This window comes from Paenibacillus sp. A14, from assembly GCF_036864815.1.
Lineage (GTDB): Bacteria > Bacillota > Bacilli > Paenibacillales > Paenibacillaceae > Fontibacillus > Fontibacillus sanfengchensis.
Map to the genome: position 1 here is coordinate 114,854 of NZ_JBAGJD010000008.1, position 10,880 is coordinate 125,733.

The 10,880-nt window shown below is 42.3% G+C and carries 15 protein-coding genes; 10 read left to right on the forward strand and 5 right to left on the reverse strand.

Annotation, left to right across the window (positions count from 1 at the left end; translation table 11 throughout):
• The first annotated feature begins 180 nt into the window (after window positions 1-180).
• The gene (locus V4U88_RS20050) at window positions 181-720 is read left to right on the forward strand and encodes a CDP-alcohol phosphatidyltransferase family protein (protein ID WP_334075025.1); all 540 of its coding nucleotides are present in this window, start codon (window positions 181-183) and stop codon (window positions 718-720) included.
• 69 nt (window positions 721-789) lie between these two features.
• On the opposite strand, the gene V4U88_RS20055 is transcribed toward V4U88_RS20050, so the two are convergent.
• On the reverse strand, window positions 790-1,059 hold the full coding sequence (locus V4U88_RS20055; protein WP_334075026.1) for a helix-turn-helix domain-containing protein: 270 nt from the start codon (window positions 1,057-1,059) through the stop codon (window positions 790-792).
• A gap of 115 nt (window positions 1,060-1,174) precedes the next feature.
• Between V4U88_RS20055 and V4U88_RS20060 the strand changes: the two genes are divergently transcribed.
• The 3 genes from V4U88_RS20060 (at window position 1,175) to V4U88_RS20070 (ending at window position 3,019) form a co-directional block, all read left to right on the forward strand.
• A complete protein-coding gene (locus V4U88_RS20060) occupies window positions 1,175-1,360 on the forward strand; it encodes an aspartyl-phosphate phosphatase Spo0E family protein (RefSeq protein WP_334075027.1) in 186 nt (61 codons plus the stop codon).
• A gap of 27 nt (window positions 1,361-1,387) precedes the next feature.
• A complete protein-coding gene (locus V4U88_RS20065; RefSeq protein ID WP_334075028.1) occupies window positions 1,388-1,675 on the forward strand; it encodes a hypothetical protein in 288 nt (95 codons plus the stop codon).
• 267 nt (window positions 1,676-1,942) lie between these two features.
• Window positions 1,943-3,019 carry a hypothetical protein gene (locus V4U88_RS20070; RefSeq protein WP_334075029.1) on the forward strand — a complete coding sequence of 359 codons (1,077 nt, stop codon included), beginning with the start codon at window positions 1,943-1,945 and terminating at the stop codon, window positions 3,017-3,019.
• Here V4U88_RS20070 and V4U88_RS20075 read toward each other — a convergent pair.
• A complete protein-coding gene (locus V4U88_RS20075; protein ID WP_416367270.1) occupies window positions 3,006-3,317 on the reverse strand; it encodes a hypothetical protein in 312 nt (103 codons plus the stop codon). The genes V4U88_RS20070 and V4U88_RS20075 overlap by 14 nt on opposite strands.
• 217 nt (window positions 3,318-3,534) lie before the next feature.
• Between V4U88_RS20075 and V4U88_RS27070 the strand changes: the two genes are divergently transcribed.
• Window positions 3,535-3,618: a putative holin-like toxin gene (locus tag V4U88_RS27070; RefSeq protein WP_225038886.1), complete on the forward strand. Its 84-nt coding sequence runs from the start codon at window positions 3,535-3,537 to the stop codon at window positions 3,616-3,618.
• A gap of 175 nt (window positions 3,619-3,793) precedes the next feature.
• Complete coding sequence (locus tag V4U88_RS20080) at window positions 3,794-4,411, forward strand: hypothetical protein (protein WP_334075030.1); 618 nt, start codon at window positions 3,794-3,796, stop codon at window positions 4,409-4,411.
• A gap of 300 nt (window positions 4,412-4,711) precedes the next feature.
• On the opposite strand, the gene V4U88_RS20085 is transcribed toward V4U88_RS20080, so the two are convergent.
• Genes V4U88_RS20085 through V4U88_RS20095 form a run of 3 tightly spaced genes read right to left on the reverse strand, consistent with a single transcriptional unit; the run spans window position 4,712 to window position 7,306 of the window.
• Window positions 4,712-5,566 carry a MerR family transcriptional regulator gene (locus V4U88_RS20085; protein WP_334075031.1) on the reverse strand — a complete coding sequence of 285 codons (855 nt, stop codon included), beginning with the start codon at window positions 5,564-5,566 and terminating at the stop codon, window positions 4,712-4,714.
• A 21-nt stretch (window positions 5,567-5,587) separates the two neighbouring features.
• Window positions 5,588-6,331, reverse strand: coding sequence for an ABC transporter permease (locus tag V4U88_RS20090; protein WP_334075032.1), 744 nt, complete (start codon window positions 6,329-6,331; stop codon window positions 5,588-5,590).
• A 39-nt stretch (window positions 6,332-6,370) separates the two neighbouring features.
• Window positions 6,371-7,306 carry an ABC transporter ATP-binding protein gene (locus V4U88_RS20095; protein ID WP_334075033.1) on the reverse strand — a complete coding sequence of 312 codons (936 nt, stop codon included), beginning with the start codon at window positions 7,304-7,306 and terminating at the stop codon, window positions 6,371-6,373.
• 232 nt (window positions 7,307-7,538) lie between these two features.
• Here V4U88_RS20095 and V4U88_RS20100 point away from each other — a divergent pair, with 232 nt between their 5' ends.
• The 4 genes from V4U88_RS20100 to V4U88_RS20115 all read left to right on the forward strand — a co-directional run bounded on the left by V4U88_RS20100 (window position 7,539) and on the right by V4U88_RS20115 (window position 10,880).
• Entirely contained in the window at window positions 7,539-8,459 is a 921-nt protein-coding gene (locus tag V4U88_RS20100; RefSeq protein ID WP_334075034.1) for a copper amine oxidase N-terminal domain-containing protein, read from the forward strand.
• 76 nt (window positions 8,460-8,535) lie between these two features.
• A complete protein-coding gene (locus tag V4U88_RS20105; RefSeq protein ID WP_334075035.1) occupies window positions 8,536-9,396 on the forward strand; it encodes a hypothetical protein in 861 nt (286 codons plus the stop codon).
• A 468-nt stretch (window positions 9,397-9,864) separates the two neighbouring features.
• Window positions 9,865-10,395, forward strand: a complete 531-nt coding sequence (pssA, locus tag V4U88_RS20110) for a CDP-diacylglycerol--serine O-phosphatidyltransferase (RefSeq protein ID WP_334075036.1) — start codon at window positions 9,865-9,867, stop codon at window positions 10,393-10,395.
• Window positions 10,395-10,880 carry a DedA family protein gene (locus V4U88_RS20115; RefSeq protein ID WP_334075037.1) on the forward strand — a complete coding sequence of 162 codons (486 nt, stop codon included), beginning with the start codon at window positions 10,395-10,397 and terminating at the stop codon, window positions 10,878-10,880. Before pssA ends, V4U88_RS20115 begins: the two co-directional genes overlap by 1 nt.

Here is a 10,880-nt window from a genome sequence, read left to right on the forward strand (position 1 = left end):
GGAGGGCAACTGCGACGAGATTATGGGTAAATTTGAGGACGTGCAAGTCATGAATATACAAAAAGCTGGATCTTCATATTTATCCATAATAGGTATCAGTAGTCATGCTTCCTTCGCTTAACAGGAATATAGGAAGAGGCAGAGAATGGATAGAGTATCCACATTTTAGGGAGGTACCGGATGAAAACCATACCGAATCTGCTCTCGATGCTGAGAATTGTTTTTTCCCTGTTCCTGTTCGTTTTGCCCCCGGTGGACCCCATGTTTTGGACGTTATACGTAGTATGCGGCGTTACGGATATACTCGATGGGTACATTGCCAGAAGGACCCACTCGTCGAGTAAACTCGGCTCCATGCTGGACAGCATCGCCGACATGGTTCTGATGAGCGTTATTTTAGTAGTAGTTTTAACGACACAGCAGATTGCAAAGGAAGTCTGGATTTGGATGGCGGGCATTGCGTTTGTCCGGATGGTTTCCCTATGGGTTGTTTATTGGAAGCATCGTACCTTTGCCGTTCTTCATACTTATGCCAATAAGGCCACAGGCGGGCTTTTATTTTGCATTCCTCTACTTTATCATTTCGTCGATTTTCGAGTGCTGGAATGGGCGATCTGTATTGTTGCCAGTCTGGCGGCAATTGAAGAGCTGATCTTACATCTGATATCCGGCACTTTGCAAAGAGATGTCAAAAGCTTGTTCATGCCGGGAAGGCACTGAGGAAATCGTAAACAGCCCATAAAACAACAACAAGAGCGGGAAAGGCTGCCTTTAGGCCTATACCCGCTTTTATTTGTTCTCATTGTCCTTCTTCTGCAGCTCCACATATTCGTTTTCTACCAGTTTAAAAAAGTCGGAAGGCTTGATTTTTAACCCATTGCAAAGTTCAAATATTTTGGTTACAGAGGGTTCATTTCTGCCAACTTCAATCATGGAAATATAAGATCGATCCACATGGCATTCATGTGCCAGGTCCTCTTGGGTTAAGTCTTGTTTGATACGTAAACCTTTGACCGTTCTCCCTATAATTTGCTTGATGATAATGGAATGATCGTCCAAATAAATTTCCCCTTTTAAGTCCATTATCAGTTTGTTATACTAATCACGACAGATAAAGTATTCAACAAAATGTAAATATTATACATAAATTAAAATCGAAATAGGAGGTCATTTGATGGTGCCTTTACTTTATGCTCTTGATAAGGAGAAACGAAAATTAAACGAGATGGGGCTCAGATCTTTTGAACAAGGAATCCCGCTATACCAAAACAACGCACTCCAAACCCAAAGTAAAAAGGTGGATCAACTAATTGTCCAATTATACGAAAAAGGCCGATCTGCGCAACAATTGAAGCGCTAGGGAAATGAGAGAAGGAGGGCAACTGCAATGCAGATTCCGTCATGGTTTCAAAGTGCGATTCAGGAGAGGGTGAACAACGCTATGGTTCAAATCGAACGTCAGCCCGAGTTACGAAAGCTTAAGGCCGAAGAGCATGCTGCTCTTGATGCTATGTTTCCTGGTTTGAACAAGGTACAGATACCGGAGTTTCTGGATTGGGAGGACAAGCTTCATTGCAGAAGAGCTGCAGAGAATGAAGGCTTGTATATGCAAGGCGTAAAAGATGGAGTGCAGCTTGCGATTGCGTTGCTGAGTGATGATGGTCGGAGGACTTAAAGGCGTTTCCCCATACGGTATGCTCAAACAGGCGATCGGTCTTTTGACCTCAGTTTTTGCGGTATGATGTTTACTAATATGAACTTAAGACCACTCCATGATATTACTGCGATATGCTATAACGAGGACTTTTTTTATAGATTATTTAAAATGGATGTGCTAGGTTTGAACAAAAATGATGAAGTAAGGCTTATCTTGATGTTGGAAGCAACACAATTTGAACTAAAAAGAATCGGAAACCGAAATAAAATGATGGAGGAATAGCTTGTGAAAAGCACAAGATACATTGCGCTTGTCGTGGCGTTGGTCTTGCTGACGGTGTTAGCTGCTTGTTCAGATAAGCCCACGCCGATTGATCAGCCTGCGTCCTCATTGCAGCCATCAGGGCAGATTTATCTGTATGGGGAACAGCATGGCGTAGAAAAAATTTTAGATAAAGAATTAGAACTATGGAGTGATTACTACAACAACAAAAATATGCGACATTTATTTATTGAAACTCCGTACTATACCGCAGAGTTTTTAAACATTTGGATGCGGTCGGATAGCGATGATATTTTAGACGAGATCTATGAGGATTGGATTGATACTGCGTCGCATAACCCTGATATTAAGGAGTTCTATAAGAAGATAAAAAGCAAATGTCCCAAAACGATTTTTCATGGTACGGATGTTGGCCACCAGTACGATACAATCGGAGAACGATTTATAAAGTATCTGGAAAAGAACAACATGGAAGGCTCTGAGCAATACTTGCTGGCGCAGGAGGCTATTGAGCAAGGTAAATATTACTATGGAAATTCCGATGATGCTTATCGCGAAAACAAAATGGCGGAGAACTTTATCCGCGAGTTTAACAATCTAAGTGGCGAAAGCGTGATGGGGATTTACGGTGGAGCACATACCGGGTTTGACGGCATGGATTACACTACGCGTTCCGTTCCCAGCATGGCAAATCAGTTAAAAAAAGTTTACGGCAACAACATTTATTCGGAAGACTTAATTGGGTTAGCGAAAGATATCGAACCGAGCAGAGTGGATACTATAGTAGTTAACGAAAAAAAATATGAGGCTTCGTATTTTGGAAAACAAGATTTGACCGGATTTGAAGATTATGCATACCGGGAGTTTTGGCGTTTGGAGAATGCGTACAATGATTTCAAAGATAAGTCAAAAACAGGCGATGTATTGCCTTATGACAACTATCCGATGCTGATAGAAACAGGGCAAGTTTTTGTTATAGACTATACAAAAACAGACGATTCGCATGTAAGAAAGTATTACCGTTCTGACGGGAAGGTTTGGGATAATATGCCGTCAACGGAGGAGTTTACGGCAGAGTGAGTTTTGGAACAGACGTCTCAATGGAGGCTGCTGAATGCTGGTTCCGCAAAAGCCGATCCAGCACGTCCTTCTGATCCACACGATTCGACATCGCACTGACAATGTAGCTCCGTGTCCATATCGTATGGTCGATCCAAACCTTTTGCATATCGCCTTTCAACTGCACCATTTTGGGGCTTAGACATATCGCCTCTTTCTGCCCGTTTGTGTTTGTGATCGCGTGCGCGGTTAAGGGCTGCACTATGCTGCAAACAAGCGCGAACGTCAACAGCCATATCGGGAACCATTTATTTTTCATTCACCCTGCTCCTCTGTACGTGTGGAATATAATCGGTCATCTTAGTGTGTTTAAAATATCCAGTTATATACAGGGGGGGGTTCATTCTCTATAAATAATTCGCCAAAAAATTATATGCACATACTATTTGGGGTATCCCATTTATGGTACTATTTAGGTTGTACAACTGAACGGATGTAAGGGCGGTCGGCTAATCTCCCGGAAGGGAGGTGATGTCATGGAAGTATACCAAGCTTTGACGCTGATGATTTCATTTGCGACATTGGTTGTGTTGATACTTTCGTTCCATAAAAGGAAATAGACCGCCCTGGTAGGACACGGTCTATTCCGTCGTTCCGATGCCGACCGCTCTTATAGCGGAAGTTGTGCAGAGGGGCCGGTTGCAGCCGGTCCCTTATATAGTTTTATCTTAGCATATAGAAAATTATACCTCAAGAATAATGAGACCCACTCCAGAGGGGAGATCAGCAACTCCAATGCGTAATAAAAAGAAAATCCGCGGTTGGAAGCGTAAAGTTAGGCAAATTGAACACTGGAAAATGCGACATATTGATTTGGACATCGAACAGTTATGTCGTAACGGTAGAGACTATGTAAAGCTATGGATTGATCCATTCTATAGGTTAATCAGACGCGATCCTCCCATGTGGTATTCAAGATTAATGCTGGAGGCTATGACAGAAGTTTATCAATCGTGGAGTAGACAGATGGAGAAATTAAATGAGCCATTTTATTTGAAGCTATGGCTGTATTATCCCCATTTTATAAACTCACAGGTGGTAGTGGCTTTTCGCGAAAGCTTAAACTACTACGATCATATTTTTTATGAGAGCAATGATAAAAAAGAATTTCCTTCGCAACAATTTGGAGCAGTTCCTGGCTTAAATAAATGGAAATGGGACCATGTTATTGAGACAGCTGATTATTGCCTCTCCGAACTTCAGGAGGACATCAAACTAGGGATTAGGACCGCAAAAGAAGTAGAATCTATAAAATACAGGTCGTACAAGACCTCAACTGTTAAATTTAGTTATGGTGAAGACACTGTGTATCATGTGAAGATTGGAGATGTTTGGTTAGGCGAGAGTTCATAGGGAACTTCGACCCGACATCCAAATCGGATTTAGCCCACGGCCACGGCAATCCAGGTGCTTAGCCCATTTTCACCCCTTCCAACTCCAAAAAGATGCAAATCTGCAGGTATTTAAGCCGATTCCAGAGAGAATGCGAAAAAAGATGCAAATCTGCAGGTATTTCTAGCGAATTTAGTGATAGGAGCCGGTTTCGTCAAAAATTCCTGCAGATTTGCAGGGATTTTCAAATTTGGGGCCCAAACAAGAAAAAAACATGCAGATTTGCAGGAATTCTATCATACAGAAAGTCCCGAACGACCTTTAATGGTACCTTCCTTTATCCTGTCCTATGGGCTTTGTCTTTTTCTTGATAGGAAAACAAATCTCGGTCAATAAGTTGGCAGATTCGTTAGCCTCTTCAGGGGAGATATGATAGATATTAAATTGGGGGCCGTTCAGTTCATAATCATTATCTAAGATCCAATGAGCGACCGTTTCATTCACTTCACTAAGTTTGTTATAGTGTCCTTCGTAAATAAATGAAGCTACGGTTTGTTCATTTTCCGTTTTAATATTTGCTTCCCGCACATCTTCATAATCCCCTGAAATGCATTTTTGAACTTCAACATCAATTCTTTGATTTTGGACATCTTCCTCGTAAAAGACCGCTGTATTATAATGCGGGTAGCTTAGCCGTATATTCCGGGCACGAATGATCCTGGACAGTTTTGTCCATAACAGGGTTTCATCCTGATACTGCTTGATCTGTGCGCGTAAATAAATCACCCGTCTTTGCGGAATCTTCTTCGTCGTAACCGTATATTTTGATGCATCTTTCTGAGCGTTTAGATGTTTAATCATAGAGTTGATCAACAATATTTTACCTTGCTTCTCATTTATTTCCTCCTGTAATTGTGCCGCTTGCATATTCAAGAACTTCATTAGATGAATGTCCTCATCATATTCATATAAAATCTTTTTTATCAGATGCAGACTGAATCCCATGGTTTTCAACATGTTTATTTTGTTAGCTACTGCTAACTGGTGCTCATAATAATACCGGTAACCTGTACTTTCATCAATAAAGCCTGGAGGAAGTAAATCAATGTCAGCATAATGCCTCAGCATCTTAGTGCTTAACTGCGATAGAATGGAAAAGTCACTAATTCTAAGCACCGAAATCCTCCCTAACATTGTCTAATTTCTGGTTTTTAATACATGTAAAGCGATCAGAAATGCCAAAACGCCCAAGATCAGAAATAATAAGAAGGTTCCTAGTATAGAGTTCCAGTTAATAGAACTTTGTAAAATTAACTCCCTTATACAATTTATAACATAGGTGAAAGGGTTTAACGATACCGGGATTTTGAAAGCAGCCGGGATATATTCATATGACATCAGTGAGGTGCTAACAAAAAAGATGGGAAGTATCAATGTATTGACAATGGCCAAAAAGGAATTTTCCGTTTTAAAAATCATACTAAGTGCATAGGAGAGGCTTGCTACAAAAAAAACGGTTAAGAAAATTAAACCAATAATAAGTAGGCACCCGAGCACACCAGTTGCTATTTTGACGGACAGGAAAAAAGAAAAAATAAAGAGTATAAAAACTTCGATAAAAGTTAAAATAGCTGCATCAAAAATATGCCCTAATACAATAGAGTTTCTTTTTACAGGAGAGATGAATATTCGATAAAAAATCCCGTCGGATTTCCAGGAGTAGTTAGAAATTCCGCTCATACCGGATGAAGTTAGCGTTACGAGAATGAGAATTCCCGGAAGTGTATAAGCCGAATAATTATCACCAACATACGTTTCCGATTGGAACATCGTAGTAAATAACAGTAGCCAAATTAACGGCTGTATGAGTGTCATAATTATAGTTTCCATATTTTTAAACCGCCATTTTACATTTCTTAAGACGATGCTGAAGGTTCTCATTCTACTTCCTCCCCGTCAAATCAATTTATAAGCTCATCTTTATGGCTGACTAGTGAATTTCAGGAAAATATCGGATAACGAAGGATTTTGAATCTCTATGGCACAAAATCCAACATGATTCTCGGTTAATAATAAATTGGTTTTGGCGAAGCCTTCGGAGCTGTCATCTACAGAGATGTATAATGTCTTTTCCTCGACTCTTACGTGTTTGATAACGTCCTGAGCATTCAAACGTTCTACGATCGCAGCAATATCATCAACGGTATTAAGCTCAACTCGAATAACAGGTTCGCTGAAATATTTCCTAAGTTCTTCCATACTACCTTGAATTAGGGGTTGCCCGTCTTTCATAATACAAATGGTATCGCTTAGTAATTGGGCTTCTTCCAAATAATGAGTTGTCAAAAATATGGTCGTGTTAAACTTCTCTTGAATCGTCTTCATCATTTGCCACAAAATTTGTCTTGATTCTATATCCAAACCGACGGTTGGCTCATCCAAAAATAAAACTTTGGGATGGGATATCATACTCATGGCAATATCGAGCCGTCTTGCCACCCCTCCAGAATATTCGGAAACATTAAAATCACAATATTCAGTTAGGTGAAAGGCTTGAATTAGTTCTTCACTGCGAGCTTGGATCGTGGCAGAGTCCAGTCCGAACAGTCTGCCTTGAAACTGCAAATTCTCCTTAAGCGACATATGTTTGTCTATGGATGTATGTTGTGCGACACAGGAGATGCAGTTTCGGATGCTTTGGCTTTCCTTCTTTAGATGATACCCCATAATTGTGATTTCCCCGGAAGTCGGTAAGATGTAAGTGGTCAAAATGTTAATCAATGTTGATTTACCCGCTCCGTTTTGACCAAGCAGGGAGAATATTTCTCCCTGTGAGACCGTTAAGTTGAAATGGTTTAAAGCCTTTTTTCCGTTTTTGAATGTCTTATTCAGTTCTCTCACCGTAATAGCTTCCAATGATTTCACTCCCTTATTGGTTATGCAAAGCGATCATAAACTATCCTACAATAGGAAAGTCAAGGGGCCTATGTTGTCTAAGAAAGCTAAGTAAACGGAACAAATTACCAACTCCAGCGTCTAAAATAACGGGTTTCCAATTATAAACTAGTTTTGCGTATGCTTAGATATGGAAATGGTCTGCTTTTCGACCGAATTTTAACACTTGAATGGTGTGGGAAAGGAGATCAATATGAAGAAAAAACTTTCGGCAATCGTATTGTTGTTTAGTTTGGGTTTGGGATTGCTAGGAGCCTCCCCTATTAACGCTGCCAAAACTAGTAACAACAATTCCTATGAAATCAACCTCGATGGAGCTTTTATCCCGTTGGATGTACAGCCTTTTGTAAGCCATTCAAGTTTGTTGATTCCGATCCGTACCCTTTCCCCTTTAGGATTATCGTATAGTTGGAACGCTGCTTCCCAGACCGTGACGATTAAGAATCCGGCAGGAGATGTGTTAACCGTTACTTTGAACAACAAGATTGCCTCCAAAAACGGCAAATCGATTGAAATGGCTGTACCTGCTCAAAGCAAGAATGGCCGAGTGCTTGTTCCGATCCGCTTTGTTTCAGAAAGTATGGGATATGAGGTGCAGCATGAGTCCATTCGGGATATCATCTTTGTTCGTTCCCCCGACTATGCGTCGAATCCCGGTAATCCTGATCAGTCCGATCTGGTAGCTGCTCGTAGAGCGGCGATTTCGTTGCCGATAACGACCGACTTTAAAATCCTTGATTTCGGTAGAACAAAGCACTATCATTCCTACACTTTCCCAGTGGGAAGGGCGGATATGTATGAATTTTTTGATAGTTATATTTATACGATTGTGAAAATTGAAGATGGTAAAGCGATAGCCATAGGTCAATATACGATAGGCGACCGGTCCAACTTTTCGCACAAAGCCGGGAATATCACCGGGAAGAACACCTCCGACCCTGTTTTAGAGCCACTTTTGTTTGGCGTTAATTTTTATCGCCATCCGAACACTTCCATAATCGAGATTTCTTATTGGGAAGATCCCGAAACGGAACATAGGTCAATGAAGTCAATAACAAATTCAGGCTATAAGGTGTATTCCGATATCATACAGAAGGTCCCGAACGACCTTTAATTGAACTCCGTTGATCCTACTGAATGTGTTTTTATTTATAGGAAAGCATCACTTTGATCGCTCTTTCTTATTTAAGTTGCACCGCAACATTTCGGAATATTTTGAATCGAACGGTAAACTTGAGCTGTTCGATGGTCCGGCGAAAATTCTGCCACCGTTTATGAAAAACAATACGCTGTACATTCCAGTTTCAATGTTGCCGAAGATGAACATCAACTACAAGCGGAGCCAGGGAACCTTGCAGTTGACGAGGAATGAGATGTCAGCGAAGGTCTTGCACCCTGTCTATACGACAGAAGCGGGGCGTATCACGTTCAGTTCATTGATTCAAAAGGGGTACGGAGATGTTTTTTTAATGGAAAGCTTGGGTCCTGCCGGAATGTTAGCCGTTCCAGATAGTAGAGGGTCAAAGACCAACGACAAACCGATTAAAATGGGAAATCGTGAATTTAATCGGGTTAAGTTTTCCGTTGATCTCCGTCCAGGACCGAATCCGCTGGGGATTTACTCCAGTGACAATCCATCTGCAGACATCATCGTCAATCGAATTGTTAAAGATCCATCCTTGATTCCTGTCCGATATACCCATGATACGTATGCGAATAATCTCGTGTTTAATAAACCAACACAAGGCTGCCTTCGGGTACAGGCTGGAGAAGCCATAGAAGTTAGCGGGTCTGTCATTACGGATTCTATTCAGAGTCTTGGATGGGAATTGATGAAGTTTCAGAATGGTGACTATCAAACAAGCAGCAACCGAACAGTCTTTCAGATGAACGAGAATAGGGAGTTTAGCGAGTCGATTGTGATCCACGAGCCTGGTAGTTATTTGATTGATATTCATAATATGAACATATTCGTTGGTGGAGAGTCATCGCCGTACAGCTCTGAGAAAGTGGCGGAGATTGCGGTTGAAGTACTGCCGAAAGGCAAGTAGCGGGGAGAACTAAGTAGTGCCCCGTCAGACGAACTTGATCACATTGAATTCCTGCAGATTTGCATCTTTTTGGAGTTGGAAGGGTTGAAAAGGTTGGAAAGTGCGCAAGGCACCTTGATCGCCGTGGGCTAAAAACGACTTGGATGTCTATGGCGTGAGACGGCGTACTTAGCGAGGACCTCCCTCCAAATCAGAGTTGAAGCAGCGTATCCTCATTTTCTCCTACTACGATGTCCGATGAGGCGGAAGTATACGTATGCAGGGCTATCCATCGGATAGCTCTTCTATTTTTAAGATGGGTGTTTTATAGTATATTGAAGCCTTTCTTCCCTTGACGGAGAAGGGCCTTTTTGCATGGCCTCGCCGAGAACACAAGAAGAACACAACTTTTGTCTACAATTGTCAAAAGCGGCCGGAAAAAATTGGACACGCCGGAGTTTAAGCCGAAATGATATGGAGTGATTTATAATGAAAAAAGTATTTCCGTCCGTGTTGACGCTGGGCAATCTATTATTGGGTTTTTCGGCTATTTTATTCATATACCAGGGTCAAACCGCAGCTTCCATGATGCTGATTTTGCTGGGGTTGTTCTGTGATTTTTTCGACGGTTTTTGCGCCAGAAAGCTGAACGCCGTCTCGGAAATGGGCAGGGAGCTTGATTCGCTGGCCGACCTTGTCACCTTTGGCATCGCCCCCGCCGCACTGGCCTACGTCACTTCGCTGCATGAAATCCGAGTATTGGGAGCGGCCAGTTGCTTGGCATATGTCTGCTGTGGTGCCCTGCGTCTGGCGCGCTTTAACACGGCGCAGAGCCATATGCCGGGCTTTGTCGGCATGCCGATCCCGCTGGCGGCCATCTTGCTCATTGTGCTGTTGACCCTATCGCTAAACCCGATGCTGGTGGCGTTCGGAGCGCTGCTGCTTAGTTTGCTGATGGTCAGCAGGCTTTCTTTTCCCAGCTTGAAAAAAATAAAGCCCGAAGTGGCAGAGGATTGCTGATGGCATCGGCGCTTCAATTTCTGTCGGATTACGGGTACGTTGCTATACTCTTTCTCTTAACGCTGGGGATCGTCGGCTTGCCCATACCGGATGAACTGCTGATGACCGCGGTTGGATATTTGACTTTAATCGGTACGATGAAGCTTCCCTATGCGCTGTTCTTTAGCTTTGTCGGCGCGCTGAGCGGCATGCTCATCAGCTACTTGATCGGTAAAAGAGCCGGCCGTCCCTTTCTGGACCGCTTCGGGAGATGGGTGGGGTTAAAGCCGCACCGGATCGCCAAGGTCGAAAGATGGATGAATAAATACGGCCCTTTCTCCATCGTGATCGGCTATTTTATTCCCGGACTTCGGCATGTCACCTGCTACTTGTGCGGAATAAGCCGAATGCCGCTGCGAAAATACTGTCTGTTCGCGTCGATCGGCGCCTTTTTTTGGTGTTTGATTTTTATCATGGCGGGAAGAATTCTGGGGTTTGCCCACTAA